At 64.9% G+C, this 25,334-nt stretch carries 23 protein-coding genes; 13 read left to right on the top strand and 10 right to left on the bottom strand.

The window, feature by feature from the left end:
• Nucleotides 1-12: 12 nt before the first annotated feature.
• Together RT460_RS15220 and RT460_RS15215 are read right to left on the bottom strand one after the other, a co-directional pair.
• Nucleotides 13-1,197 carry a DUF4785 domain-containing protein gene (locus RT460_RS15220; protein WP_313319876.1) on the bottom strand — a complete coding sequence of 395 codons (1,185 nt, stop codon included), beginning with the start codon at nucleotides 1,195-1,197 and terminating at the stop codon, nucleotides 13-15.
• Between the two features lie 11 nt (nucleotides 1,198-1,208).
• Entirely contained in the window at nucleotides 1,209-2,084 is an 876-nt protein-coding gene (locus tag RT460_RS15215) for a hypothetical protein (protein ID WP_313319874.1), read from the bottom strand.
• Between the two features lie 286 nt (nucleotides 2,085-2,370).
• On the opposite strand from RT460_RS15215, the gene RT460_RS15210 reads away from it, so the two are divergent.
• Nucleotides 2,371-3,210 carry a phosphatase PAP2 family protein gene (locus RT460_RS15210; protein ID WP_313319872.1) on the top strand — a complete coding sequence of 280 codons (840 nt, stop codon included), beginning with the start codon at nucleotides 2,371-2,373 and terminating at the stop codon, nucleotides 3,208-3,210.
• Between the two features lie 309 nt (nucleotides 3,211-3,519).
• Here RT460_RS15210 and RT460_RS15205 read toward each other — a convergent pair whose 3' ends face one another.
• On the bottom strand, nucleotides 3,520-5,784 hold the full coding sequence (locus RT460_RS15205) for a TonB-dependent receptor (RefSeq protein WP_313319871.1): 2,265 nt from the start codon (nucleotides 5,782-5,784) through the stop codon (nucleotides 3,520-3,522).
• A 173-nt stretch (nucleotides 5,785-5,957) separates the two neighbouring features.
• On the opposite strand from RT460_RS15205, the gene RT460_RS15200 reads away from it, so the two are divergent.
• The 3 genes from RT460_RS15200 (at nucleotide 5,958) to RT460_RS15190 (ending at nucleotide 9,015) form a co-directional block, all read left to right on the top strand.
• Nucleotides 5,958-6,971 carry a TIGR00266 family protein gene (locus tag RT460_RS15200; protein ID WP_313319869.1) on the top strand — a complete coding sequence of 338 codons (1,014 nt, stop codon included), beginning with the start codon at nucleotides 5,958-5,960 and terminating at the stop codon, nucleotides 6,969-6,971.
• Nucleotides 6,972-7,236: 265 nt separating this feature from the next.
• Nucleotides 7,237-7,875, top strand: coding sequence for a DUF4234 domain-containing protein (locus tag RT460_RS15195; protein WP_313319867.1), 639 nt, complete (start codon nucleotides 7,237-7,239; stop codon nucleotides 7,873-7,875).
• Nucleotides 7,876-7,980: 105 nt separating this feature from the next.
• Nucleotides 7,981-9,015 carry a patatin-like phospholipase family protein gene (locus RT460_RS15190; protein WP_313319865.1) on the top strand — a complete coding sequence of 345 codons (1,035 nt, stop codon included), beginning with the start codon at nucleotides 7,981-7,983 and terminating at the stop codon, nucleotides 9,013-9,015.
• Nucleotides 9,016-9,235: 220 nt separating this feature from the next.
• On the opposite strand, the gene RT460_RS15185 is transcribed toward RT460_RS15190, so the two are convergent.
• Entirely contained in the window at nucleotides 9,236-9,718 is a 483-nt protein-coding gene (locus tag RT460_RS15185) for an Lrp/AsnC family transcriptional regulator (protein WP_313319863.1), read from the bottom strand.
• A gap of 132 nt (nucleotides 9,719-9,850) precedes the next feature.
• On the opposite strand from RT460_RS15185, the gene phhA reads away from it, so the two are divergent.
• Nucleotides 9,851-10,741: a phenylalanine 4-monooxygenase gene (phhA, locus tag RT460_RS15180; RefSeq protein ID WP_313319861.1), complete on the top strand. Its 891-nt coding sequence runs from the start codon at nucleotides 9,851-9,853 to the stop codon at nucleotides 10,739-10,741.
• Nucleotides 10,742-10,875: 134 nt separating this feature from the next.
• On the opposite strand, the gene RT460_RS15175 is transcribed toward phhA, so the two are convergent.
• Nucleotides 10,876-11,595 carry a hypothetical protein gene (locus tag RT460_RS15175; RefSeq protein ID WP_313319859.1) on the bottom strand — a complete coding sequence of 240 codons (720 nt, stop codon included), beginning with the start codon at nucleotides 11,593-11,595 and terminating at the stop codon, nucleotides 10,876-10,878.
• A gap of 167 nt (nucleotides 11,596-11,762) precedes the next feature.
• Here RT460_RS15175 and RT460_RS15170 point away from each other — a divergent pair, with 167 nt between their 5' ends.
• Nucleotides 11,763-12,869 carry a histidine kinase gene (locus RT460_RS15170; RefSeq protein ID WP_313319857.1) on the top strand — a complete coding sequence of 369 codons (1,107 nt, stop codon included), beginning with the start codon at nucleotides 11,763-11,765 and terminating at the stop codon, nucleotides 12,867-12,869.
• Nucleotides 12,866-13,501, top strand: a complete 636-nt coding sequence (locus RT460_RS15165; protein ID WP_313319855.1) for a response regulator transcription factor — start codon at nucleotides 12,866-12,868, stop codon at nucleotides 13,499-13,501. Before RT460_RS15170 ends, RT460_RS15165 begins: the two co-directional genes overlap by 4 nt.
• A gap of 210 nt (nucleotides 13,502-13,711) precedes the next feature.
• On the opposite strand, the gene dmeF is transcribed toward RT460_RS15165, so the two are convergent.
• The gene (dmeF, locus tag RT460_RS15160; protein ID WP_313319853.1) at nucleotides 13,712-14,680 is read right to left on the bottom strand and encodes a CDF family Co(II)/Ni(II) efflux transporter DmeF; all 969 of its coding nucleotides are present in this window, start codon (nucleotides 14,678-14,680) and stop codon (nucleotides 13,712-13,714) included.
• A 71-nt stretch (nucleotides 14,681-14,751) separates the two neighbouring features.
• On the opposite strand from dmeF, the gene RT460_RS15155 reads away from it, so the two are divergent.
• The gene (locus RT460_RS15155; protein WP_313319851.1) at nucleotides 14,752-15,024 is read left to right on the top strand and encodes a metal/formaldehyde-sensitive transcriptional repressor; all 273 of its coding nucleotides are present in this window, start codon (nucleotides 14,752-14,754) and stop codon (nucleotides 15,022-15,024) included.
• A gap of 211 nt (nucleotides 15,025-15,235) precedes the next feature.
• Here RT460_RS15155 and RT460_RS15150 read toward each other — a convergent pair whose 3' ends face one another.
• The 4 genes from RT460_RS15150 to RT460_RS15135 all read right to left on the bottom strand — a co-directional run bounded on the left by RT460_RS15150 (nucleotide 15,236) and on the right by RT460_RS15135 (nucleotide 19,709).
• Nucleotides 15,236-16,810, bottom strand: a complete 1,575-nt coding sequence (locus RT460_RS15150) for a PepSY-associated TM helix domain-containing protein (protein WP_313319849.1) — start codon at nucleotides 16,808-16,810, stop codon at nucleotides 15,236-15,238.
• Between the two features lie 6 nt (nucleotides 16,811-16,816).
• Entirely contained in the window at nucleotides 16,817-17,116 is a 300-nt protein-coding gene (locus RT460_RS15145; RefSeq protein ID WP_313319847.1) for a hypothetical protein, read from the bottom strand.
• Nucleotides 17,113-17,415, bottom strand: a complete 303-nt coding sequence (locus RT460_RS15140; protein WP_313319845.1) for a hypothetical protein — start codon at nucleotides 17,413-17,415, stop codon at nucleotides 17,113-17,115. Before RT460_RS15140 ends, RT460_RS15145 begins: the two co-directional genes overlap by 4 nt.
• 65 nt (nucleotides 17,416-17,480) lie before the next feature.
• On the bottom strand, nucleotides 17,481-19,709 hold the full coding sequence (locus RT460_RS15135) for a TonB-dependent siderophore receptor (protein ID WP_313319843.1): 2,229 nt from the start codon (nucleotides 19,707-19,709) through the stop codon (nucleotides 17,481-17,483).
• A gap of 208 nt (nucleotides 19,710-19,917) precedes the next feature.
• On the opposite strand from RT460_RS15135, the gene RT460_RS15130 reads away from it, so the two are divergent.
• From RT460_RS15130 to RT460_RS15110, 5 genes are all read left to right on the top strand, one after another.
• Nucleotides 19,918-20,634 carry a DUF3348 domain-containing protein gene (locus tag RT460_RS15130; RefSeq protein ID WP_313319842.1) on the top strand — a complete coding sequence of 239 codons (717 nt, stop codon included), beginning with the start codon at nucleotides 19,918-19,920 and terminating at the stop codon, nucleotides 20,632-20,634.
• Between the two features lie 10 nt (nucleotides 20,635-20,644).
• Nucleotides 20,645-22,735 carry a DUF802 domain-containing protein gene (locus RT460_RS15125; RefSeq protein WP_313319840.1) on the top strand — a complete coding sequence of 697 codons (2,091 nt, stop codon included), beginning with the start codon at nucleotides 20,645-20,647 and terminating at the stop codon, nucleotides 22,733-22,735.
• Nucleotides 22,736-22,740: 5 nt separating this feature from the next.
• Nucleotides 22,741-23,388 carry an OmpA family protein gene (locus RT460_RS15120; RefSeq protein WP_313319838.1) on the top strand — a complete coding sequence of 216 codons (648 nt, stop codon included), beginning with the start codon at nucleotides 22,741-22,743 and terminating at the stop codon, nucleotides 23,386-23,388.
• Nucleotides 23,378-24,022: a DUF2894 domain-containing protein gene (locus RT460_RS15115; protein WP_313319836.1), complete on the top strand. Its 645-nt coding sequence runs from the start codon at nucleotides 23,378-23,380 to the stop codon at nucleotides 24,020-24,022. Before RT460_RS15120 ends, RT460_RS15115 begins: the two co-directional genes overlap by 11 nt.
• A gap of 280 nt (nucleotides 24,023-24,302) precedes the next feature.
• The gene (locus RT460_RS15110) at nucleotides 24,303-25,175 is read left to right on the top strand and encodes a methylglyoxal synthase (RefSeq protein ID WP_313319834.1); all 873 of its coding nucleotides are present in this window, start codon (nucleotides 24,303-24,305) and stop codon (nucleotides 25,173-25,175) included.
• Nucleotides 25,176-25,334 lie beyond the last annotated feature (159 nt).

The following is a 25,334-nucleotide window of genomic DNA, read 5'->3' as shown; positions in this document are numbered from 1 at the left end:
CGCTGCCTTCACTCAGAAGCGCACTGCGCGGGCACGCCGTTCGATCGGCGCCATGCGGGTCTGGTCGTGCAGTTCGACCTCACGCAGTTCATACGGCGCGGCATAGCCGGCCGGCAGCTTGACGTCGGCAAAGCTCAAGCCCAGCTCACCGCGCCCGGGCTTGGCGAACCAGGCCGCGCTATGCCCCTGCGCCACCGCGCGGAGCTTGCCGTCGGTGCCGGTGGCGAACAGCGTGGTGCGCACTTCGTAGCGCCCCGGCGCCCCGACCTGCAAGGGAAAGCGCAGGTTGGACAGGCTGGTGGCCCGCACGGCGCTGGCCAGGCGTGCCGTCGGTTTGGCCACCGCAAATGCCAGCCGGGTATCGCGGGCGATCCCCCCCTGGTCAGCGAACACCTGCAACTCCCACAGGCCCTGCACGTCGCTGCCAGCGGCCGGAACCGTCACGTCGGCGACCAGGCCACCGGCATTGTCGCTGCGCATGGGCACCGTCCAGGTGCGCCCATCCGGTGCCACCAACAGGCCTTCGGCAGTGAAGCTGGAGCCGGCCAGACGCGCTGCCACTTCGGCACGGGTGGACTGCACGCCATCCATGTTCACCTGCGCACGCAGTTGGCCTCCGGCCAGGGTGACGCTGCGATCGGTGCGTGCGCGCAGCACCATCGGGCTATCCGGTTCCAGCACCTGCATCACGTAGCTGCCGCGCGCTTCGGCCGCCTGCACCCGGTAACGGCCAGGCTTGGCGTCCTGCAACTTGAGCATGGCGGTGCCCGGCGCCACCGCCATGCCGGCGTCCTTCAACGCCGCACGTTCAAAGCGCCGCGCCGCCACTGGCACGCTGCCTTCGCGCACCTGCAGCGATTGCACATCCAGCGCCTTGGCGCCACGCGCGGGGCTGAGCTGGATCACCGCCCCCGGTGCTGACACCGGCACGTCCACGCCGCTTTGCAGCTCGGCGGCCTCGACCATGCGCCAGGAGCTGCGGCTTTCCATCACCTCCGGCTCCGCTGCGCTGACCACATCGGCCGGGTTCAAGGCCCAGGCGAACTGCACCGGCGCGTGCTCGAACTCGCCGGCAGGTACCGGTGCCGACACCACCGCCGGCGCCACGCGGTCTACGGCGGCGGCCTTGGCTGCGAGTACCGGTGCGCCACTGCAGGCCAGCGCCAGCGCAACCATCAACGTTGTTTGCTTGTTCATTGCATGGCTCCTCACAGGTTCACGTCGGCGCGCAGGATGGTGTCCAGGCTGAAGCAGTTGCGTCGGCTCTGCGCATGGCTGAGCGGCTCTGCATCGCGGGTGCGGCTGACGTCGCGGAACCAGACGCTGCCCGCCGCCGACTGGCTGCTGCAGTTGAGGAAGCCATCCGAACAGCTGGCCAACCAGTTCTGCGTGGCCTCCAGGCCCACGTTCTGCGTATAGCCGCCGCAGTAGCTGTCCGAATCGAACGGCGAGGATTCCACCTCGGTGCCCACCACCGCACGGAATGGCTTGGGCAGGGCGGGCCGCCCGGCGGTGCCGTACAGATTGTTGGCGTTATAGGTGGCCATCCAGCTGACCTGCTGCATGCGCACCGCATCGTTCTCGTAGCCCAGCAACCAACCCAGTGCCTGTTCGAACATGTTGCCGTTCATCACTGCATCGGCCAGCGGCGTGCCAGCCGAAGACGGTGCCAGCGCGTTCACCTTGTGCAGGCGCGTGATGATGGCCGGGTAACGGCTGTCCCAGGTCGGGTTGGACATGATCCAGCGCATCACGTTGCCGCCGTTGGAATGGGTGATCACCACCAACTTGGTGATGCCACGGCTGTTGATGAAGCTGGTCAATTGGCCGGCCAGGCAGCCTGCCGCGTCCGGCTTCCACATGTACTGGGTGAAATCACAATTGATCACCGTGTAGTTGGCGCTGTTGGGCAGGCCTGAACGCACGGTGTTGACGATCTCCGGTTGCCAATAGTCGGCCAGCGCATTGGTCTGCTTGCCGGTGCCATGCACGAAGGCCACCCCCACCACGTCAGCTGCGTTGGCTGCCGTGGTGGTCGCTGCCAGTGCCAGTCCTGCCCAAAGCCACTTCCCCTTCATGGTCATGCGACATCTCCTCTCTTGGTGTTCCCCCTGAAGAGATTGCCGCGGCGCTGCTGGATGCCCCCCACATCCGTGCCGCTGCGGCGCGGGATGCACGCACCATCGCCAATGCTGAATGGTGCCGCTGCCCGCAATGGCTGAACAATGCGAAGCGCGCATGACGGTGCCGTCACAGTCTTCCACATCCGATGGAAGTCAATCTGGCGACGCAACATGACCTCTGCCCCCGGCACGCCACGCGTAACGGTGACATGATGCCGGTCCGTTCCATCGACCCCGTCACACACGCATGTCCCGATTCGCCCGTCTTCCACGCCAGGCTCTGGCCCTGGCAATGGCCGCCCTGCTGGGCGCCTGCAGCACCACTGGCACCCACATCACGGATGGAAAAGCCGCGGCACCTGAACGCGCTGTTGGCTACCTGCAAGGTGATGCCATCCCTGACAGCCTTGCACTGAGCCCGGCACCGCCCGCACCCGGCTCACTGGCCGCACAGCTGGATGACGCGGTCGCCGCGCAGGCGATGGCCTTGCGTGGCAGCGCGCGTTTCACCCAGGCACATACCGATGCCGACCTGAGCTTCCCGGCTGGCGCCAACCAGTTCAGCTGCGCGCTCGGCGTTGCGGTCAGCGCGCAGACCACGCCCGTGCTGTACCAGCTGCTGGAGCGCAGCCGCATCGATGCCAGCGCCGCGACCAAGGCCGCAAAGACGCACTACCAGCGCCCGCGCCCGTTCATGGTCAACAATGCGCCGACCTGCACCCCGGACGACGAGGAAGGCCTGCGCAAGAGTGGTTCCTACCCGTCCGGCCACACGTCCATCGGCTGGGCCTGGGCCTTGATCCTGACGGAAATCGATCCTGAGCACGCCACCGCGCTTATCGAACGCGGCCGCAACTACGGCCACAGCCGCCTCGTCTGCAACGTGCATTGGTATAGCGATGTGCAGCAGGGCCAGTTCATGGGCGCGGCAACCGTGGCACGGCTGCATGACAACCCGGAATTTGCCGCCGACCTGGCCAAGGCGCGCAAGGAGCTTGCCCACGTGCGCACGCTCAATCAGCCGCTGCCACGCGATTGCGCCGCGGAAACCGCTGCGCTGACCACCGATATCCCGGAAGCGCGCTGAGCAAGCTTGCGTAGTGCCGAGCCATGCTCGGCAGCGAGACCCAAGCGACCCGATTCTGTGGGAGCGGCGGCAGCCGCGAAACTGGCGATGCTTGAAGCCCCAAAGCCACCCCCTCCCCTGCCCTCCCCTTGCCTGCGGTAAAGGGAGGGGACGGTAGTGCCGAGCCATGCTCGGCAGAGGCTTTCCCGGTAATGCCCTTCGGCGAGCATGGCTCGGCACTACAGGAATTACTTTCCTACCGCTGCGTAGCCTTCAAACAGGAAGGGCGCGGAACATCCGCGCCCTTCCTGTTCACGCCTGACGCCGCGATCAGAACTTCGCGGTGAACTCCACCCCAAAGGTACGCGGCTCGTTGAGGAAGCCGGTGAGGTTGTTGAAGTCGATCGCACCAACCACACGGGTCTGGTTGGTCAGGTTGCGACCAAACACGGCCACGTCGTACTGACCATAAGACCAGTTGTAGCCAACGCGCAGGCCACCCTCCAGCGACGAACGGCTGCGGAACTCCGGCGATTCGTACAGGAAGAAATTCACCGGGCTGCGGTAAGCCCAATCGGTGTACACGTACAGCTCGCTGGCATCGCTGAGCGGGAAGCTCGCGCGCAGCGTCAGGTTGTGGATCCACTTCGGCGCCTGCGGCAACGAGTTGCCGTTCACCAGCGCATAGGTCGTGCCATCGATGATGGTCGTCGGGTCGGTAATGGTGCAACCGCCACCACAGATTGCCACCGCCAGGTCCCTGTCCTTGATCTCGGTGTCGTTGTAGCTGCTACCCAGGGTCAGCAACAGGTTGTCGGACAGATAGGCTTCAAAGTCGAGCTCCGCGCCTTGGCCGATGGTCTTGTCCGCGTTAAGCAGGGTGGCAGTGTTGTTGCTGCCGCCCACGGCGATCAACTGCTGGCCATCAACGTTGTAACGGAACACGTTGAAGCCCAGGCGTGCACGACGATCGAACAGATCGGCCTTGATGCCGGCCTCATAGGAAATCACTTTCTCCGAGTCCGCCTGCGACACACCACCAAAGGCCAGACGGCCCTGGATCGACGGCGCGCGGAAACCCTTGGCTACACGGGCATAGACGTTGACGTTGTCAGTGACCTGGTAAACGCCACTCAGGTCCCAGCTGACGTCGTCCACGTCGGTGCTGGCAATGTACGGGCCGCTGACCGGGGTGCCGAACGGCACGGCCTGCAACACGCTGGCGGTGAAGTCCTTCTTGTCCTGCGTATAACGCACGCCGCCACGCAGCTTGAACTTGTCGGTGACATCGAAATCACCGGAGGCAAACACTGCCCAGGCCTTGTTGCGCTGGCTCTGCACGGCGTGGCCGGTCTGCGGGTTGCCCGGGGTCAAGGAGTCGTAGTTGAAGCTGTCGATGGTGACGTCTTCATCGAAATAGAACACACCGGCCTGCCAGTCAAAACGGCCCCACTCGTTGGATTCGACGCGGAACTCCTGGGTGATCTGGCGATGATCCGGCAGACCGTCCATCGACTCGGAAGCGAACGGAATCAGGCCCGGGCCCGAAGACGGCAGGAACGCCGCACCATAGCCACCATCGATATCGCCACGGTTCTGCGACTTGGCCGTTTCATAACCGCTGATCGAATACAGCGTGACCTTGCCCAGATCCCACTTCAGGCGTGCACTGCCGCCCCAGGTCTCCAGCTCGGAGAAGTTCACGCCATCAACGGATACGTCATCGCGGTCAAAGCCATCCACCAGCTTGTTGCTGCCCGGCTGCAGGATGTTGGCGCGGAACAGACGCGCGGTGCCGTTGAGCTTGCGCTTGTGCAGATTGAACAAGCCTTCGAAAGCATCGCCTTCGTACAGGAACTGCACGCGCGCGGCAGCTTCGTCATAGCCTTCAAAGCCATCATTCGGCGCATTGGCAAGGGTGTTGTCGACGTAATCGTCGCGGCGCTGGTAGAGCGCGGACACGCGTGCGGACCAACGGTCGGTCAGCGGACCGCCATAGGCACCCTGGGTATTCCAGGTGTTGTAGCTGCCGTAACCCACCTTGAGGTAGCCATCGGCATCCTGCGACGGACGCGCAGAGTCGAACTTGACCACACCGGCCGGAGTATTACGTCCGAACAGCGTGCCCTGCGGGCCACGCAGCACTTCCACGCCGGCCAGATCGAACAGCGGGAAACCCTTCAGCAGCGGGCTTTCCTGGACCACGTCGTCATATACAAGCGACACCGGCTGCGACGCATTGAGATCGAAATCGGTGTTGCCCAAGCCGCGGATATAGAAGCGCGGGAAGGCACGACCGTAGGACGACTCGATGTTGAGGCTGGGTACGCGTGCAGACAGGAAGCGAATGTCATCGCCAGCCGAACCGATCACGTCCAGCTTCTCGCCCTGGATGGCGGTGATCGAAACCGGCACGTCCTTGGCGTTTTCCACACGGCGCTGCGCGGTGACCTGCAGCGTATCGAGGGCGACGGCTTCCTTGGAGGCCGGCGCTGCGTCCTGGGCGGCTGCCGAAAGCGGCAATACGGCAAGAACGGCGACAAACAGCGGATGCGCTGCCGGCAAGCGGCAGCGGGCGGTACGGGTCGGGGACATGGCGGAGAAGGGCCTGTTGAGGAGGAATGGGGAACTGCGCCTAGCACGGAATTGTTGCAGTACAACATTCGTATCGCAATCGTTCAGGTATTCAGCGGCATGACGCCTGTCAGGGGTGTGAAGCCGTTCTCCCCGCATAGACTGGGCCTTCCTTCACGCCCAGGCCTACCGCCATGACCCAATGGTATTTCCATATCCCCGGCCAGTCCGACCGCGTCGGCCCCCTGGATGACGAGGCCGCGCGCCGCTTTGCGCAGGGCAGCCGCCAGGCACTGGCCTGGCGCGAAGGCATGCAGGGCTGGCAGGCCGTGACCGAGATCGCAGATTTCGGTGGCCAGGCTGCCCCGCCGCCAATGCCCCCGCCGGTGGGTGGCAGCCGCAACCGTGCCGACGATATCGATTTCCGCATCGTCGGGCATGAGATGCAGTTCGTGGAAATCGAACTGGATCCTGGCGAAAGCGCCATTGCCGAAGCCGGTGCCTTGATGTTCAAGGATTCCTCGGTGCAGATGGACACCGTCTTCGGTGACGGCCGTCATGAGGGCCAGGGTGGCGGCTTCATGGACAAACTGCTCAGCGCCGGCAAGCGCGTCATCACCGGTGAAAGCCTGTTCGCCACGGTCTACACCCAAACCGGCCATGGCAAGGCAAAGGTAGCCTTTGCCGCCCCCTACCCTGGCACGGTGCTGCCAATGAAGCTGGACCAGCACGGCGGCAAGCTGATCTGCCAGAAGGACAGCTTCCTGGCCGGCGCGCGCGGCGTGCAGGTGGGTGTGCACTTCCAGCGCAAGGTGATGACCGGCCTGTTTGGTGGCGAAGGTTTCATCATGCAAAAGCTCGAAGGCGACGGTTGGGTCTTCGTCCATGCTGGCGGCTGTGTGGTGGAGCGCGACCTGGCACCGGGCGAGCGCATCGACGTGGATACCGGCTGCGTGGTCGCCTACCACGCCGGCGTAGACATGGACGTGCGTCGCGTGGCTGGGCTCAAGAGCATGTTCTTCGGCGGCGAAGGCGTGTTCCTGGCAACGCTTACCGGGCCGGGCAAGGTATGGCTGCAATCGTTGCCGTTCTCACGCTTGGCTGGCCGCATGTATGCCGCCGCCCCGCAGGGTGGCGGCCAGAGCCGTGGCGAAGGCTCGGTGCTGGGCGGGCTGGGCCGGATCCTGGATGGCGACAATAATTTCTGAGTGATGCAGGCGCAGCCCACGCGTGGGCTGCGTCCTTTGGTTTGACGTTTGACGTTTGACGTTTGGCTTCTGGCCTTTGACTCAAGGCTCGTCATTCCCGCGCAGGCGGGAATCGCTCCAGTCTTTCGCCTTTGCTTCCGCCTTTCTTTGCCTCTGCCTCTGCTTCCCCCACACGGAATTCCCAAAGCACGTCCCGCCCCGCTGGACAATTGCCCGCAACCTGCGCCCACCCCATACTGCGGCATCTGTTTCCAGGGAAGGAACCATGTCGGTCAACGGATCAGAGCTTTCGGAAGGCAACGTCTACGCGCCACCACAGGCTGAACTCACGCCTGCCATCCCGGTGCAACAGCTGCCACCGTTCTACGTGGTCTCCATCACCAAGGTCGTGCTGCTGTCCATCGCCACGCTGGGCATGTACTCGCTGTACTGGTTCTGGAATCACTGGAAGCGGCACAAGATCGACAAGAAGCTCAGCCTGTGGCCGGTGCCCCGCGCGATCTTCGCCATCTTCTTCGCACATAGCCTCAACCGTGAGATCGACTACCGGCTGCAGCGCAACCGCAGCAACTATCGCTGGTCGCCAGGCGCCTGGGCCACGCTCTACGTGGTGTCGGTCATCCTGATGCGCGTGATCAGCCGCATCCCCGAAACCATGCTGTCCGCCAACCTGTCCTTCGTCCTGATCCTGCTGCCGTTGGCCGGCCAGATCATGGCCTTGGTCCGCGCACAGCGCGCGGCCAACCTGGCTTGCGGCGATCCGCAGGCCCTGCAGAACCGCCGCCTCACCGTGGCCAACTGGTTCTGGCTGGTACTCGGCGGCCTGTTCTGGTTGCTGATCGTGGTGGGCAATCTGCTGATCGCCCTGGGGCCCACGGTGACCGTAGACCTGCCCGCAAACTGAGCCATGCGGCATAACGCAGCCGCGGCTAAACCGACTTTGGCCGTTGCCGCCCCCACCCTGCGCAAAGCGCTATGCTGGCGCCCTTTCCAACGCCCCCTGTTCATCATGAAAGCGCGCCACACCCGCCTGCTGCTGTCCCTGTCCCTGTTCGGCCTGCTGGCAGCCTGTGGCGGCGAGAACACCAAACCCACGCCGCCGGCTGCGGTGCAGCCGACCACCCCGGTAAAGCCGGTCAAGATCGGCGTGGCGCTGGGCGGTGGCGCGGCCAAGGGATTCGCTCATATCGGCGTGATCAAGATGCTGGAAGCCAACGGTTTCGAGCCGGTGGTGGTCTCCGGTACCAGCGCTGGCAGTGTGGTTGGTGCGCTCTATGCCAGTGGCATGAATGCCTTCCAGATGCAGCAGAAGGCAGTGGCGCTGGATGAAGCCAGCATCCGCGACATCCGGCTGTTCTCCGGCGGTCTGATCCAGGGCCAGAAGCTGCAGGACTACGTGAACACCCAGGTCGGCAACAAGCCGGCCGAGCAATTGAAGAAGCCATTCGCCGCCGTGGCCACGCAGTTGGAAACCGGTGATCGCGCCGTGTTCGTGCGCGGCAATGTCGGCCAGGCGGTGCGCGCTTCCAGCTCCATTCCCGGCGTGTTCGAGCCGGTGATCATCGGTGGCAAGAGTTTTGTCGACGGCGGCGTGGTCAGCCCGGTGCCGGTGGACGCGGCCAAGCAGTTGGGCGCCGAATTCGTGATCGCAGTGGATATCTCCAGCCGCGCCAACGGCCAGCGCCCGACCGGGCTGCTGGGCGCGGTGAATCAGTCCATCACCATCATGGGCCAGCGCTTGGGCCAGCAGGAACTGGCACGCGCCGACGTGGTGATCCGCCCGGCAGTGCTGGATATCGGCGCGGCCGATTTCGAGCAGCGTGGTCGCGCGATCCTGGAAGGTGAGAAGGCGGCGATGGCAGCCATGCCGCAGATCCGCGCGGGCGTGGCACGCCTGCAACAGGCGCATGCCGCCAGCGCGCGCAACGCCGATGCACGTGCCGCCGCTACCCAGGCCGACGCCTACCAGCGCTGCCAGGACAGCCGCAGCCGCATCGAGAAGCTGCGCGGTGTCGAGAAGAACTGCAACGCGCCAGCGCGTTGAGCTTGCAGCCCCTCTCCTGACGGGGTGAGAGAGGCAGCTTGCGAACCATTGGTTCGCTGCCTCACGAGCGCCCTCGCGCCAGCGCGAGGGCCGGGGCGCGGAGCGGGGGTTGGAGTGAGGGTACGGGTAAAGCGGATTACTTCGGATTCCATTGGGCTTCGCCGCTTACCCTCTTCCGCCCCTGCGGCGCACCTTCTCCCGCAGGGAGAAGGAAGAGCCCTTACCGCCCCAGCTGCGACAGCGGCAGCGCGCGGAACTCCTTGACCGTGCGCAGCACGAAGCTGGAATTGACGTCGGCCACGCCGGCCGCATTGAGCAGCTTGTCCAACAGGAACTCGGAGAAGTGGTCCAAATCGCGCACATAGACCTGCAGCAGGTAATCCATGTCGCCGGTGAGCGCATGGCAGGCCACCACTTCATCCCATAGCTGCACCGCCTGCACGAAATGATCGATCGCCGCCTGCCCGTGCTTGGACAGCTGCACGCGTACAAACGCCTGCAAACCCAGCCCGATCGCGCGCGGCTCCAGGCGTGCGCCATAACCGGCAATCACGCCCTCCGCTTCCAGCCGCTGCACGCGCCGCAGGCAGGCCGATGCCGACAGGTTGACCCGCGCGGCCAGTTCCGCATTGGTGGCGCGGCCATGCTGCTGTATTTCGACAAGAAGCCGCAGATCCGTGCGGTCAAGGTTCACCGAAGCCATCTTTGTTGCTCCGCAGCATTGAATGGACGCAACAATATTGCGTCATAACGCATCCGGCAGGCAATTACGCAAGCCTGTTGCGCGGCAGGCTTCCTACCATGCGGTTACCTATTCCCTTCAGGAGCTGCCGTCATGGAAGTCAACCCGCGCCGCGTCGAACACCAACAGACCGACAAGGGTTACGTGCCGGTCTATACCACCGCCGTGGTGGAGCAGCCGTGGGACAACTACAGCGCCGACGACCACGCCACCTGGAGCACGCTGTACCAGCGCCAGCGCGAACTGCTGGTCGGCCGCGCCTGCCAGGAATTCCTCGATGCGCAGGACGAGATGGGCATGAGCGAACACATGATTCCGCGCTTCGACCAGCTCAATGAAGTACTGGGCGCAGCCACCGGTTGGACGCTGGTGGGCGTGGAAGGCCTGTTGCCCGAGCTCGATTTCTTCGATCACCTGGCCAACCGCCGCTTCCCGGTGACCTGGTGGATCCGTCGCCCCGATCAGATCGACTACATCGCCGAACCTGACCTGTTCCACGACCTGTTCGGCCACGTGCCGCTGCTGATGAACCCAGTATTTGCCGACTACATGGCCGCCTATGGCCGTGGCGGGGTCAAGGCGCATGCCATCGGCCCGGAAGCACTGCAGAACCTGACCCGCCTGTACTGGTACACGGTGGAATTCGGCCTGATCAACACCGCCGAGGGCCTGCGCATCTACGGTGCCGGCATCGTCTCGTCCAAGGGCGAATCGCTGTACTCGCTGGAATCGGCGGCACCCAACCGCATTGGCTTCGACCTGGAGCGGATCATGCGTACCCGCTACCGCATCGACACCTTCCAGAAGAGCTACTTCGTCATCGACGGCTTCGAGCAGCTGATGGCGGCGACCGAACCGGACTTCACCCCGATCTACGCACGCCTGGCCGCAAGCGAGCACCTGCCGGCGGGCGAGGTGCAGGGCACCGATACCGTGTTCCAACGCGGCACCGGCGAAGGCTGGGCAGACGGCGGCGACGTCTAAGCCAGCCCGCATCCCCGCAGTAAGAAGAAGCCGCCCAAGGGCGGCTTCTTCATGCAGGCACCAGGTAGCCGCCGGTCCCCGTAGCCCGGCTAAGCGAAGCGCACCCGGGGGCTCTCAAACACCACGCCTGCAACTCACTGGGCCTTGGCCGGAGCCACCTTGGCCACCCGTCGGCCACCGTATTTGCGGTTCAACCAGGCCGCGGCAATCAGCGCCACCACCAGCGGCGCCGCCCACGGGAACAGCTCGATCAGCAGCGCCGGCACCGTGGTGTGGCTGAGCAGCCACTGCCACACCGGGCGCATGCCGATACCCAGGAAAGCCACATGGGTGGCAATACCGGCACCCAGCATCGACTGGTAGTGCTGGCGGAAGGCCCAGTCCGGCCGCGCCGGGCCACGCCGTGCAAACTTCAGCATGCGCCAGCCGGCCCACAACCCGATCGCCGAGAAGCCGAAGAACAACACCTGCCGGTGCTGTACGCCAGTGGCCACCACCGCCAGCGCGAGCACCACCATCGGCCACAACGCCAGATGCCACCCCGGGCGCGTCACCAGGTTCTTCCAGTCACGCTTGTCGGTGACCGCGCGCCAGGCCAACCAGGTGGCGTTACCGGTGATCGCCATCAGGTAGGCCAGGAACAAGGCCGTCAACGGCTGCTGGCGGAAGAAGGCGAACTGGATCGTGATCGGCACCGAGCTGACCACGATGCTGGCCATCGCCACCAGGTAGACCTTGCCCACCGCACGATGCCGCGGCGACCCCTTCTTCATCAGCGCCGCCGACCAGAAGCTGATCAGCGACACCACGCCGGCCAGCACATGCAAGGCAACAATCAGGGAGTATCCGGGCATGACGCTGTTCTCTGCGGTGGCCGCCGGCGGGATGCCGTGGCCTGTGCATAGCCTGCGGCGCCTGGCTTGGTGGCGGCAGTTGCGCCGGTCATTGATCGACCCTGCCGGAAGTCACTTTCTGCATTGGCCCTCTTGTCCTGGCCCGCCGCCCCCACCAGCATGCGTGCATGCAAGCACTCAGCTCACCGCGTTGGCGCGGCCTCCTGCACCCCCTGAACTTCGCCGGCCTGCTCACCTGGTTGGCGGTGGCCGCTACCCTGCGCTTCGGGTCCGACGCGTTGGCAATCTGGCGTTGGGGCTGCGCGGCGGCTTTTCTGCTGGCGTTCCTGGCCGCCACGCTCGACGACCGTCCGTCATGGCACCGCAGCGCCTTGCTGTTGATCGAAACTGTCGCTGCATTGAGCCTGATACGGCTGGCGCCCATCAGCGGCGTGGCGCCCGCCCTGCTGGTGATGCTGGCAGCCCAGGTGGCCACCAGCTGGCCACCCCGCTTGGCGTTGCCGATCATGCTGGCGGTCAACCTGGCCATGTATCTGGTACTGCGCGGGGTGCATGAGCATCCCGCCCTGGTGGTGCTGATCTTCGCCGGCTTCCAGGCCTTCGCCATGCTCACCACGCACTATGCGCGTAGCGCCGAGCAGGCACGCGACCGCCTGGCGCTGGTCAATGCTGATCTACTGGCAACCCGTGCCCTGCTGGCCGAAAGCTCGCGCGACATGGAACGGCTGCGGTTGTCGCGCGACCTGCACGATGTGGCCGGTCACAAACTCACTGCATTGCGCCTGCAACTGCGGGCACTGGCCGGGCGTGCCGATGCGCCGGCCGAACTTGCACTGTGCGAACAGTTGTCGGCCGAGTTGCTGGGCGATATCCGTGCGGTGGTGCAGAGCCTGCGCGATAGCGGCCAGCTCGACATGGATACCGCGTTGCACGCACTGGCGGCGCCGTTGCCACGCCCAAGGCTGCAGCTGCAGCGTGCGAATGAGGTGCATATCAGCGATACCGGCAAAGCCGAGATCGTGCTGCGTTGCGTGCAGGAAGCACTGACCAACAGCGCGCGTCACAGCGACGCCAAAGTGCTTAGCGTCCAGCTGCAAAGCCGTGGTGGCAAGCTGCTACTGACCATGGAAGATGACGGCCAGCTGCGCGGCGAACCCCGTGCCGGCAATGGCCTGACCGGCATGCGCGAGCGTGTGGCCGAACAGGGCGGCAGCCTGCAACTGCAACGCGCTGCTTCCGGTGCCCTGCAGATTCGTGTGGAATTGCCGGCATGACAGCCTCCCCCCGTATCGCCCTGGTCGATGACCAAGCCCTGATCCGCGCCGGCCTGCGCGCCCTGTTGCAGCAGCTTGGCGTAACCATCGTGTTCGAGGCGGACAGCGGCGAGAGCCTGCTCAGCCGGTTGCCCCAGCAGCCGGTGCAACTGATCCTGTCGGATATCCGCATGCCGGGCATGGATGGCATCCAGGCCTTGAAGACGCTGCGCGCCAACGGCGACCAGACACCCTGCGTGTTCCTGACCACCTTTGACGAAAGCGACCTGTTGCTGCGTGCCACCGAGGCCGGCGCACAGGGCTTCCTGCTGAAAGATGCCGCACCGGAAGACCTGCACGACGCCATCGTGCGCACCATCGCCGGGCAGACCCTGCTGCAACCGGTCAGTACCGATGCGGTGCGCCAGCGCTATCGCTACCACGCCGACGATGCGCCCAAGGAATTGTTCAGCCAGAAGGAGATTGCGGTGCTGCGCCTGATGGCCGGCGGCTACAGCAACCGCGAGATTGCCGGCAGCCTGTTCCTGGCCGAAGGCACGGTGAAGAACTATGTCTCGGCAATCCTGGACAAACTGGACACCCGTGATCGCACCCGCGCGGTGTTGAAGGCGATCACCCTGCGGGTGATCTAGCAATCCGCGTGCGTGCACCTGTAGTGTCGAGCCATGCTCGGCAGGGGCTTTACCGGTGCACCGGTTGTAGGAGCGGCGTCAGCCGCAAAGCTGGCAATGCTGAACCAACCGATATGTTCGCGATCTGATGGCCGGGCGGCTCCGCGCTGACGCCGCTCCTACAATCGCTGATAGGTTGTGGGTGGAGCCCCTGCCGAGCATCGCTCGGCACTACAGCGATGCTGCGCTGCGCACTTCCACCGTCACGTGCACGATCTCTTCGTGGATGGCCAACGCGCGGTGGAACAGCTCCGGATCGACAGGCGATTCGGTCACCACTTCCATCGCACAGGCATAGCGGCCACGTCCGACCTGCCAGACGTGCAGGTCACTGATCCGCGCCGGCGCCTCGCCCTGCTCTACCGCGTCGCGGATCTCGGCCACGACCGGCGCGTCCATCTGCGCATCCAGCAACACGCCACTGGTCTGCCGGATCAAGCCCCAGGCCCATAGCGAAACCAGCACTGCGCCGACGATGCCCATCACCGGGTCCAGCCATGAAGCACCGAAGTACAGACCGCCGAGCAGGGCGATGATCGCCAATACCGAGGTCGCCGCATCAGCCAGCACATGCAGGTAGGCCGAACGCTGGTTCAGATCATGGTGATGGTGGTGGTCGTCGTGGGCATGGTCATGGTGCCCGTGGTGATGGCCATGATCATGTCCGTGATGGTGGTGATCATGTTGATCGCGCAACCACCAAGCGCACAGCAGGTTCACCGCCAGCCCGACGACGGCAATCGCGATTGCCTGTTCATAGTGGATCGGGCTGGGCTTGAATACGCGCACGATCGATTCGAACGCCATGATCGCCGCCACGCCCAGCAACAGGATCGCGCTGGTGAAACCAGCCAGTATCTCGATCTTCCAGGTGCCGAAGGCAAAGCGCGCATCGTCGCGATAGCGTCGTGCACAGGCGTAGGCGAACGCTGCCAAGCCCAGTGCCAAGGCATGCGAACTCATATGCCAGCCATCGGCAAGCACCGCCATCGAGTTGAACCACCAGCCGCCGGCGATCTCCACCACCATCATCACAACGGTCAGCGCCATCGCGCGTCGGGTGTTCTTTTCTGCCATCGGGTTACCTTCGCTGAAGGCATGGCCATGACGGCGGGACTGGGCAAGTGCGTCTAGTTGCATGCGGGGCTACGCGTTGATGATCGGGATGGGCGGGGTGATTCTATACCCCCACGGGGTATATGATGCCGACCATGGCACATATCCAACGCGACAAGAAAAAGCTGCTGATCCGGGTGCGACGCATCGCCGGGCAGGTAGCCGCCCTGGAACAGGCGCTGGAAAGCGGCGACGACTGCGACGCCGTGCTGGTGCAGATCGCCGCCGCCAAGGGCGCGATGCACGGGCTGATGATGGAAGTGATGGCCGGGCACCTGAGCGATCACGTAGTCGCGGAGAAAGACCCGGCCAAGCGTGCGCAGGAAGCCGAGCTGCTGCTCGAACTGATGAAGCGCCACGCAAAGTAGGCAGGTAGTGCCGCGCCATGCGCGGCAGGGGCGTTACCCGTGAACCATCCGCCACGGTAGCAGCGGTTTCAACAGCGAAGCCGTTGGACGATCAGATCGCGAACATATCGCTTGTTCCAGCATTGACGGCTTCGCGGCTGACGCCGCTACAACCGCCATCACACCGCCAGGATTTGTGCCGAGCATGGCTCGGCACTACCGGGAAGCTGGCTCACGCGGGCTGCTGGCCGGACTGCGCCCACACACTGTCCTTATGTCCCTGGCGCAGGCGTAACTGGCTGCGATGGGCGACGTAGAGCATCACCGGCACCGCCAACAATGCGGTCAGGTCCACAGGCCAGCTGCCTGTGTGGCTCCAGGCGCCGGCAATGCCGAACGCCCCCGCCAGACTGGACAGCGGAATGGCCACGGTCACCAAGGCAGCCAGCCACAGTAGCTCCACTGCACTTCGCGCCGCACCACGCGCAAAAGCCCAACCAATCGAGGCGAAAAACACCGCGTAGTAAATGGCCTGGTGCCACAGCTCAAGATCCTCCACGCGTGCGGGCAACCACTTGGCCGCGGCGATGGTGGCCGAGATGCCAGCAACGCTGCCCAGGCTGATGCCCGTGGTCAGGCAACCCAATACCCACGCCGAGCGCTTCTGCTGCACGCTTTCAGCACCACGTTGCTTCTTCCGCCGCGACTCGATCCACAGCAGGTTGCCGGTATAGAACAACGCCGCGCCGGCCAAGCCCATCAACACGTACAGCCAGCGCACCGGATTGCCACCGAAACTGCCGAAGTGCAGTGCGAAGAAGGCGTTGACCGCCTCGCCCCATCCATCCATGCGCCCCGGCAGATCGTGGGTATCCACGGTGCCGCTATAGGGGTCCAGATGGGTCTGCATCACCGTGCGCCCGCGTGCACCGTGGCGCACGTCCAGGCCGGTCACGCTGGCCTCCATCTGGCCTTCACGATTCTGCTGGAAGCCGAAGCTGTAAACCTCGAAGCCCGGCAGCTGCGCCTGGGTGCGTTCCAGCAGCACGTGCGCGGGAAGCGGCGTGGTGCCGGTGGGCGGCGCCTCGTGTTCGCCCCAGTTGATCTGGCCGCCGTAAAGCAGTTTGGCCTGGCTGGCATAGAACGGTGTATGCAGTGCAAAGCCCACGCTGGTGAGCGCGATCACCAGATGGAACGGCAGGCTGAACAAACCCAGCGCGTTGTGTGCATCCAGCCACATGCGCTTGATGTTCTTGCCGATGCGCAGCGCGAACATGTCCTTGGTGAGTGTTGGCAGCAGTACGATCAGCCCCGACAACAGCGCCACCGAATACGCCAGCGCCACCGCGCCCATGATGTAGCGCGCAACGCCATCGGGCAGCGGCAGGCCAACAAACTGGTGCATGCGATCCACCAGCTGCGCGGCCTTGGCCTTGCGCAACTTCTCGGTCTGCAGGCTGCCATCGGCGCCAAAGCTGGCACCGTACTCGGTGAACTGACGTGGGCCCTTGCCGCGCTCGGCCCAGATCACCCGCGCCGGCTGGTCAGGCGTAGGCGTGACGACGATGGCGTAGCGCTTGGCAGCCTGCGGATGCTCGGCCAATACCGCCGCCAGCAAGGTCTGCGCATCTTCCAATGGCGGCGGCGGGGCCAAGGCCGAAGGCGGCGTCGCCCAACGTTCCAGCGGCTTCTCGAACATGGTGATCGCGCCGGCATAGAACGCGATGAACAACATCAACCCGCAGATGATGCCCACCCAGATATGCACGTCCTTGTAGACCTTGATGATGTCGCTGGAGATCTTCATGCCGGTTCAGCCCTTCCACGCCTTCAACAACCCCAACACGGCAAAGGCCAGCACCGTCGCCAGACTTAGCCACAACCACGCACGGCGGCTGTCGCGGAACAGATACACGAAGCCCAGCACGCCCGCCCACAACGGGGCGATCATCCACATGTTGAACTGGATCTTGCCTTCACCGGCAAAGCCCCCTGGTGTCAGCAAGGCCAGCACGCCGCTCAATGCCACCGACAAGGCATAGCCGAGCACTACCCCGGCCATGGTCTTGCCAAACCAGTGGCGGCTTTCCAGCCGCTGCCGCTGCGTACTCATCGGCCTTGCTCCGCTGCCGAGCGGGACACACGTGAGCGTGCGCGCCAGGCGCCGAGAAACGGCGCCACCGTCCATACCATCATCAACAGGATGCTCCAGGCGAACACCGCCTCCAGCGGCGCCAGCAATTGCCACATCGCCAACAGCGACAGCGCCGCCAGTGCCGCTCCCGGCAGCAGCCGATGGCGCGTAGGCCATGCGCCCGCCACGCGCCATTGCTGCTGGGGCGAAGCGATATAGAACAGCCAGGCGCTGGCACAGCCGCAAAGCGTAGCCAGCAGGGCAAACAAGTACGTCATGGGCAAATCATCCCTCTCGTGAACCGCCGCCCCGCGCAGGCATCACGCGGGGCGGCGCGCTGCCATCACCAGGTCCAGCGCGCGTTGGCGGTGACCGTGCGACCGCTGCCGTACCAGCACGACGAGATGCCGGTGCAGGTGGTGACAAAGCGCTTGTCGGCGATGTTGCTGAGGTTCAACGACAACAGCACATTGGCCTGCGTGACCCGCGAGAGATCGAAGCGGATTGCCGCATCCCACTGCGTATAGGAGGGGATCAGGATCGGCAAGGTCGCACCACCGCGCGCAGTACCCACGCCATGGGTTTCACCGTTGTAGCGCAGGCCGGTGGCGATGCTGAAGCCCTCGAACGCGCCCGACTGGAAGGTGTAATCCCCCCACAACGAGCCCATCCAGTCCGGCACCATCTCCACATCCTTGCCTTCGTAGCTGTTGTTGCTGCGCACGTACTCCGAGTCCATGCGCGAGGCCGCGCCGATGACGCTGAAGCCTTCCACCGGCGTCACCCGCGCTTCCAGCTCGATGCCGCGCACGCGTGTTTCGCCATCGCCGATACGGCATGCAGTGGTGCCGGTCGGCCCGCAGACAGAGCCGTTATCCGTGTCCGGTACTGCCACGTCCTTCTGCCGAAGGTCGTAGGCGGCCAGCGTGAACAGACCATCGAAACTGGCGGGCTGGTACTTCACCCCAGCCTCCCATTGCTTGCCGCGCACTGGGTCGAATGCCTGGCCGGTGTAGCTGTAGGTGCTGTCGTAGGACGAGGGCTGGAACGATTCGGAGTAGCTCAGGTAGGGCGAGAAGCCGTTGTCGAACACATACAGCACGCCAGCATTGAGGCTCACGGCATCGTCCTTCACCCGCGACGGCGTCCTGGCGCCGTATTTGCCGGTGACGGCGTTGTAGGCCTGGCTCCAGGTGTTGTCATCGGTGCGGTCATAGCGCCCGCCCAGGGTAAGACGCCAGTTGCCCAGGCTCATCTGGTCCTGCAGGTAGACACCACTTTGGCGCGCCTTGCCGCCGGTATAGGTGACGGTGTTGAGGGTGTTGGTCGGGCCGGTATGCACCGGCTCGAAGATGTCGATGCTGGCCGGCGGCGCGTAGATCAGCCGCGCATTGTCATAGTCACCTTGCTGCCAGTCGAAACCGAACAGCAATGTGTGCTCGGCGGCGCCGGTGCTGAACTTGCCGGTCAGGCGGGTATCAAGCGTGGTGCCATCGGCGTCGCCGGTACCGGCCACCTGGCGACGGGCCTGGGTGCGGCCATCGGCATCCAGGCCACCGTTGGTGACGATGCCGCGGTAAAGCGAATCCACATGCATGCGGCGCGCACTCTGGCTCAGCGTCCAGCTGTCGTTGAAGGCATGCTCGAACAGCCAGCCGGCCGTCCACACCGTGCGGTCAAACGTGTCCCAGCCCGGCTCGCCAATGAAGGTGGTGTTGTCCATGTGGCCGTGCGCGGTGGGCAGCAGGGTGCCGTCCATCGGCAGGAACTGGTAGGTCGAACCGCCGTCATCCTCCTGGTACATGCCCAGCAGGGTCAGCCGGGTCTTGTCGGCAATCTGAAAGGTGTAGCTGGGTGCGATGAACCAGTGCTGCTGCTCGACGGTATCGATCTGGGTGCCACCATCGCTGTAGCGACCCACCAGACGAAACAGGTGCTGGTCATCGCTCGAGCCGGCGCCCACATCGAAGGCGGCGCTATAGGTGCCATGCCCGTCCACGCCCAACTGCAGCACCTGCTGCTGGTCCGGCGTAGGGGTCTTGCTGACCTGGTTGACCATGCCGCCCGGAGCCACCTGCCCGTACATCACGGCGGAGGGGCCTTTCAGCACCTCGACGCGGTCCAGGTTCCAGCTGTCGATCTTGGTCCGGTTCCATGCCGTGCCGATCGGCGGCGCACGCAGGCCGTCGATGGTGACGTTGTCACTCTCGCTGCCGGCGCTGAAACCGCGGATGCGGAAGTCGTCGTAACGATTGTCGTTGCCGGTGCTTTCCAGCACCACGCCAGCCACGTAGCGCATGGCCTCATTGAGATTGGTGACCCCGCGTGCATCCATCTCCTCACGCGCGATGACCGACACCGACTTGGCGGTTTCGGCGATGGCGGTATCGGTCTTGGTCGCGCCGGACGCATGCGTGGTGGTGCGGTAAGCGTTGACCTGCACGGCATCCAGCGTCTGCGCCACGTCGGCGCCGGTTTCGGCTGCCAATGCTGCGGGGGTGGACAGGGCCAGGGCAATGGCCACGGAAATCAGCGCCGGACGGCGCCCTGCAACGCGGGGGGAAGTGGACACGGAGTAAGCCTATGAACAATTTGGGGGTTGGCTGACTGCGTGTCGCAGCGGCTAATATCCCAATTATAGTAAATAGCAACCATTCTCATCAATTGTACTGACGTCACAGCAGCCCGCCCGCCGCTTGTTGCCCGCGCGGGGGCTGAACACCGTCGGCACGGCGGCGCTTGCCCCACCATGTAAAATGACCAATTTTTAGTCAGGACACATGGCGAAAGCTTCCCAACGGGCGCCCGTCCTGGGCCCGGCGTTCATTCGCCTGCTGGCCCGGTTCAACGATGAAGCAGGTTCTCCTGCTGCCCCGGCCGTGTCCGAACGCCTGGCGCAGTGGTTTGACTGGAACCGCGCCATCACCTTGTCCAAAGCGCTGGATAACCCGCCCCCCGAGCCGGAACCCGGCGCGGCGTTCGATGCCGCCCAGGACGCCGAGTGCGCGCGTGTCCGCGGCGGGCTGATGGAAGTGATCCAGGGCGATATCGACCTGAGCCCGCCGCGCAATGCCCCGCCCGCAGAAAACGAGGTGCAGGCCGCCTTTGCCCCGTACCGCCAGCACTACCTGAACCAGCAGCGCGCCATGCAGGCCGCCAGCGGGCGCCTGCGCGGCCGCCTGCGTGACATGCTGGCCCGGCAATCCCCGGCCAAGGCCCGCCTGGCCGAGGTTGATGCGGTGATGGAAGCCACCCTCAGCCCGCGCGAGTACAACCTGCTTTCCCATGTGCCGGTCCTGCTCGGCCTGCACTTCCAACGGCTGCACGATGCAGCCGCGCACGACCCCGCCGATGCCCCCGCATCGGACACCCCTGCGGCACCCACCGGCCCTTGGCTGGCCACGTTCCGGCAAGACCTGCGCACCGCGCTGCTGGCCGAACTGGATGTCCGCTTCCACCCCATCGATGGCCTGCTTGCAGCGCTACGCACCCGGTAATCCGTACCTCATGTCCAGAAACCTCGTTGCTGTCGTTGTCTTCCTTGTTGGCCTGCTGGCCGTGTGCTGGATCGGCGTTGGCTATGCCGGCACCCATCCGCTGGCGGCCGTGGTCGCCGCCGTCATCGCCGCCTGCTACCTGGCCGGCGCGGTCGAGCTGTTCCGCTATCGCCAGGCCACCACCACCCTGCAGCAGGCCCTGCCGGCGATTGGCGAAGCGGCCGACAACCTGGACGGCTGGCTCAGCCGCCTGCAGCCGGGCCTGCGCAACGCCGTGCGCCTGCGTGTGCAGGGTGAACGCGTTGGCCTGCCGGCGCCGGCACTGACCCCTTATCTGGTCGGGCTGCTGGTGCTGCTGGGCATGCTCGGCACCCTGCTGGGCATGATGGCGACCCTGCGCGGAACCGGCCTGGCGCTGGAAAGCGCTACCGACCTGGACGCCATCCGCAGCTCGCTGGCGGCACCGGTGAAGGGCCTGGGCTTCGCCTTTGGCACCTCCATCGCCGGCGTCGCCAGCTCGGCCGCGCTGGGCCTGTTGTCGGCCCTGCTGCGCCGCGAACGTGCGCAGGCGGTGCAGGAACTGGATGTGGGCATCGCCGGCCAGCTACGCACGCATTCGCAGAGTTTCCAGCGCGGTGAAACCTTCCGCCTGCTGCAGGAACAGAACGCGTTGATGCCCGCCCTGGTCGATCGCCTGCAGGCAATGATGGGCAGCCTTGAGCAGCAGCACCAGACCAACAACGAGCGCCTGCAGGCCAGCCAGCAGGCGTTCCACCAGCGCACCGAAGCGGCCTACACGCAGCTCGCCGCATCGCTGCAGCAATCGATGCAGGCCGCCATCAGCCAGCAAGCCAATGCAGTGGGCGCTGCCTTGCAACCCGTCGTCGATGCCACCATGGCCGGCTTGGCCGGCAAATCCGATGCACTGCATGCCAGCATCGACAGCGCCGTGCACAAGCAGCTCGATGGCATCAACGCTGCCGTGCAGAGTGCAGCTGCTGCCGCCGGCAGCAGCTGGAGCACTGCCTTGAACGAGCAGCAGCGCAGCAACAGCGCACTCACCGAACAACTGCAGCAGGCCTTGGCACAGTTCACCAGCACCTTCGAACAGCGCTCCGGCACCTTGCTGGACAGTGTTGCCGCACGCCTGGAAGACAATGTCACCCGTACTGCCGACAGCTGGCGTGATGCCCTCGCCCAGCAGCACAACGCACATGGCGAACTGGCACAGCGCAACGAGCAGGCATTGCTGAGCGCATCAAGCGCATTTGAACAGCACGCACAGTCGCTGCTCGACACGCTGCAGCAATCGCATGCACAGCTGCAGAATTCCTTCGCCGAACGCGACGAACAGCGCCTTGGCCAGTGGTCGCAGACCTTGTCATCGATGGTCGGCGCATTGGACGCCAGCTGGCAGCGCAATGGCGAGCAGGTCGCGCAGCGTCAGCAGCAGATCTGCGACACCCTGGCGCAGACCACGCAGGCCATGAGCGAACAACAGCAATCACAGGCCCGCGACACCATCAGCGAGATCTCGCGCCTGGTTCAAAGCGCATCCGAAGCACCGCGCGCCGCTGCCGAAGTCGTGGCCGAGCTGCGCCAGAAGCTGTCAGACAGCATGGTGCGCGACACCGCCATGCTGGAAGAACGCAGCCACCTGCTGTCCACGCTGGAAACCTTGCTCGGCGCGGTCAACCACGCCTCTACTGAACAGCGCACTGCCGTCGATGCCCTGGTCAGCACCTCGGCCGACTTGTTGGAACGCGTCGGCAGCCGCTTCAGCAACCAGCTCGAAACTGAAGCCGGCAAGCTCGACCATGCCGCTGCCAACGTCACCGCCAGCGCGGTGGAAATGGCCAGCCTGGGCGACGCTTTCGGCGCAGCGGTGCAGCAGTTCGGGCAGTCCACCGAGGCCTTGAACGCACGCCTGCAATCGATTGAAAGCGCGCTGGACAAGTCGCTTGCCCGCAGCGACGAACAGCTGGCCTACTACGTCGCGCAGGCGCGCGAAGTCGTGGACCTGAGCATGCTCTCGCAGAAGCAGATCATCGGCGAACTGCAGCAACTGGCCGAAGCCCGCAGCAGCGCTGCCGGAGCCTGAGCGCGATGAGCGACGAAATCGAATTCGATGCCGAATCCACCGCCACCACCTGGGCGGCATTCGGTGACCTGATGTCGGTGCTGCTCGGCGCCTTCGTTCTTATCCTGGCCAGCGTGATCGGTATCCAGCTGCTGCTGCACAACCGCCTGGACCAGGAGGTCAAGCAGCGCCAGGAGCAGACCGCCAAACTCAAGACGCTGGAACAGGCCTTGGCCGCGCCCTTGGCCGCCGGCCGCGTGACGGTGATCAATGGCCGCATCGGCATCAGTGGCAGCGTCTTGTTCGCACTCAACTCTGATCAGCTGCAGCCGGAGGGCCGCGAGCTGCTGCAAAGCCTGGCCGCGCCACTGCGCGACTACCTGGGCACGCGCGAAGAGATCCTGATGGTCAGTGGCTTCACCGACAATCAGCCGGTGCGCGTGGTCAATGGCCGCTTCGCCGACAACTGGGAGCTGTCCGCCGCGCGCGCGCTCACCGTGACGCGCACGCTGATTGCCGATGGCGTCCCGGCGCAGTCCGTGTTCGCCGCCGCCTTCGGTGCCGAGCAACCGGTCAGCAGCAATGATGACGAAGCCGGCCGCGCCAAGAACCGCCGCGTCGAGATCGCGCCCATTCCGCGCCCCAAGCAGGACGGCAAGGCCGATGCCAGATAGTTCGGCAGCGCTGACGCAACTGCAGGCCTGGCGTGAGCAGGGCGCTGATCGCCGTGATCCGGCGCGCTTCCAGCTGATCGCTGCATTGGCCGATCGCGCGCAGGCCTATGCCGGCACGGCACGCCTGCAGCTGGATGCGCGCCTGCAGCGGTTGACCGAGGCTTATCGGGAGCTTGTCTCCACGCCAATTGCCAGCGCGTCCACGGCACCTGCCGAACCCGGACCGCTGCAGGCGTTGCTGCTGCAACTCAATTCCGAGCCACTGCAGTACCAGCTGCCCTTGGCGGCGTCGGCGAGCGCATCGTCAGAGGCAGAGAATGACGCCATGGAGGCGCCGTTGATGCCGGCACTGGATGAGTTCCAGCAGCTATGGAGCCGCATCCGCATCGACAGCCTGTTGCGGCAGTGCCTGGACGCATTGCCCGAAGATGCCGGCCCACTGCATTCCAGCGTGCTGACCTATCGGGCGATGGCGCTGATGCAGGACATCTCCCCGGAGTATCTGCAGCACTTCATCGGCTACGTCGACGTGCTCACGTGGATGGATCAATTGGCCCCCGCCAGCGCCACCGGCGCCGCCGAGGGCAAGCGCAAAGCGCCACGCAAGAAACGCAGCCCCAAGCCCGCAGCGTGACCATGCAGCGCCGCCCCGTGCTCGGCAGACCCATCACCTGCTACACGCCCTCATCCTTGGGTAACCGCGAAAACACCGCCCGATCTCCGTAGCCCGGGTAAGCCCAGCGCATCCGGGGCTTGTCGCCAACAGCCCCGATGCGCTGCGCTTGCCTGGCCCACCTGCACCACGCATTTGATGGCGCGCCAACCCAGCAGTATCGAAGCGTCGACAAGGATGGGATGCAGCCTGCAATCAAGCTGTCCTACACTCCAGGGACCCCCAAGGAGAACAGCACGCAATGCGTATCGGACTGGCCGCCAACCGCCTTCATCACGAAAGCGCCGATGCTGCGCTGTTCCGTTGGCTCGACGCCTGCGAAAACGGCCTGCGCGAACTGGGCGTGGAGCTGCACGCCGTCGGCCGCACCTATGACGCCATCGCCAACACCCGCGCATTGCAGGACTACCCTGCGCTCAAGCGCTATCCGAACGGACGCGAGGGTGGACTGATGAAGCTGGTCGCCGAGGTCGTCGGCATGGGCACGCCGGAGCGCACCTTGGATGGCGCGATCTACCTGATCGATCCGGTTGATCCTTCGTCGATTTTTCCGGAAGCCATCGCACTCAAGCGCCAGTGCGTCATCCACGGCAAACCCTTCATCTCCACCGTTGCCACCGCGCGCGACTGGGTTGAGATGGAGCGCATCCATGCCGGTCTGGCCAATGATCCCGGCGCGGATGATCTCAATGCGTTTGCTCAGCAAGCGCTGGCCCTGATCGCGCACGATGCCCGCAAGCCGCAGATGCTGGCCTTCGCAGCCGAGCATTTCGATCTACTCTCACAGTTCAAGCAACGCATCGGCACTGGCACCACTGGCCAGCGTCTGAACGAGATGGCCTGGAGCAAGGGCTGGCCCCGCGAGCAGGAGTGGATCCATCGTTTCCAGAGCGGCCCCATGGGCGGTGACGCACAGATTGCTGATCGCGTCCTGGAGCATCAGTGCCAGCGCGCCATCTTCTTTGAAGACCCGCATGTAGCGCGGCAGCACGAAGCCGACATCCAGCTCCTCGAGCGCGCCGTGACCACCGTCACCGACGAAGCGGTCTGCATTACAGCCCCCACCATCGCCGAGCGCTGGGCAAGCGCAGCCGCACTGCGGCAAAAGCGCTGAGACTTAGTGCCGAGCCATGCTCGGCAGAGGCTCTACCCACGCAAAGCGCCCTCACCCCAACCCCTCTCCCGTAAACGGGAGAGGGGCTCAACACGCAGCACCTGTAGTGCCGAGCCATGCTCGGCAGAGGCTCTACCCACGCAAAGCGCCCTCACCCCA

The sequence above is a fragment of the Stenotrophomonas sp. genome (assembly GCF_032061965.1).
GTDB lineage: Bacteria > Pseudomonadota > Gammaproteobacteria > Xanthomonadales > Xanthomonadaceae > Stenotrophomonas.
This window is presented reverse-complemented; position numbering and strand designations above follow the sequence as displayed.

What these genes read in the sequence shown, in the direction of transcription:
- RT460_RS15220 (WP_313319876.1), bottom strand. Translation starts at nt 1,197, where the DNA reads ATGAACAAGCAAACAACGTTGATGGTTGCGCTGGCGCTGGCCTGCAGT.
- RT460_RS15215 (WP_313319874.1), bottom strand. Translation starts at nt 2,084, where the DNA reads ATGACCATGAAGGGGAAGTGGCTTTGGGCAGGACTGGCACTGGCAGCG.
- RT460_RS15210 (WP_313319872.1), top strand. Translation starts at nt 2,371, where the DNA reads ATGTCCCGATTCGCCCGTCTTCCACGCCAGGCTCTGGCCCTGGCAATG.
- RT460_RS15205 (WP_313319871.1), bottom strand. Translation starts at nt 5,784, where the DNA reads ATGTCCCCGACCCGTACCGCCCGCTGCCGCTTGCCGGCAGCGCATCCG.
- RT460_RS15200 (WP_313319869.1), top strand. Translation starts at nt 5,958, where the DNA reads ATGACCCAATGGTATTTCCATATCCCCGGCCAGTCCGACCGCGTCGGC.
- RT460_RS15195 (WP_313319867.1), top strand. Translation starts at nt 7,237, where the DNA reads ATGTCGGTCAACGGATCAGAGCTTTCGGAAGGCAACGTCTACGCGCCA.
- RT460_RS15190 (WP_313319865.1), top strand. Translation starts at nt 7,981, where the DNA reads ATGAAAGCGCGCCACACCCGCCTGCTGCTGTCCCTGTCCCTGTTCGGC.
- RT460_RS15185 (WP_313319863.1), bottom strand. Translation starts at nt 9,718, where the DNA reads ATGGCTTCGGTGAACCTTGACCGCACGGATCTGCGGCTTCTTGTCGAA.
- phhA (WP_313319861.1), top strand. Translation starts at nt 9,851, where the DNA reads ATGGAAGTCAACCCGCGCCGCGTCGAACACCAACAGACCGACAAGGGT.
- RT460_RS15175 (WP_313319859.1), bottom strand. Translation starts at nt 11,595, where the DNA reads ATGCCCGGATACTCCCTGATTGTTGCCTTGCATGTGCTGGCCGGCGTG.
- RT460_RS15170 (WP_313319857.1), top strand. Translation starts at nt 11,763, where the DNA reads ATGCAAGCACTCAGCTCACCGCGTTGGCGCGGCCTCCTGCACCCCCTG.
- RT460_RS15165 (WP_313319855.1), top strand. Translation starts at nt 12,866, where the DNA reads ATGACAGCCTCCCCCCGTATCGCCCTGGTCGATGACCAAGCCCTGATC.
- dmeF (WP_313319853.1), bottom strand. Translation starts at nt 14,680, where the DNA reads ATGCAACTAGACGCACTTGCCCAGTCCCGCCGTCATGGCCATGCCTTC.
- RT460_RS15155 (WP_313319851.1), top strand. Translation starts at nt 14,752, where the DNA reads ATGGCACATATCCAACGCGACAAGAAAAAGCTGCTGATCCGGGTGCGA.
- RT460_RS15150 (WP_313319849.1), bottom strand. Translation starts at nt 16,810, where the DNA reads ATGAAGATCTCCAGCGACATCATCAAGGTCTACAAGGACGTGCATATC.
- RT460_RS15145 (WP_313319847.1), bottom strand. Translation starts at nt 17,116, where the DNA reads ATGAGTACGCAGCGGCAGCGGCTGGAAAGCCGCCACTGGTTTGGCAAG.
- RT460_RS15140 (WP_313319845.1), bottom strand. Translation starts at nt 17,415, where the DNA reads ATGACGTACTTGTTTGCCCTGCTGGCTACGCTTTGCGGCTGTGCCAGC.
- RT460_RS15130 (WP_313319842.1), top strand. Translation starts at nt 19,918, where the DNA reads ATGGCGAAAGCTTCCCAACGGGCGCCCGTCCTGGGCCCGGCGTTCATT.
- RT460_RS15125 (WP_313319840.1), top strand. Translation starts at nt 20,645, where the DNA reads ATGTCCAGAAACCTCGTTGCTGTCGTTGTCTTCCTTGTTGGCCTGCTG.
- RT460_RS15120 (WP_313319838.1), top strand. Translation starts at nt 22,741, where the DNA reads ATGAGCGACGAAATCGAATTCGATGCCGAATCCACCGCCACCACCTGG.
- RT460_RS15115 (WP_313319836.1), top strand. Translation starts at nt 23,378, where the DNA reads ATGCCAGATAGTTCGGCAGCGCTGACGCAACTGCAGGCCTGGCGTGAG.
- RT460_RS15110 (WP_313319834.1), top strand. Translation starts at nt 24,303, where the DNA reads ATGCGTATCGGACTGGCCGCCAACCGCCTTCATCACGAAAGCGCCGAT.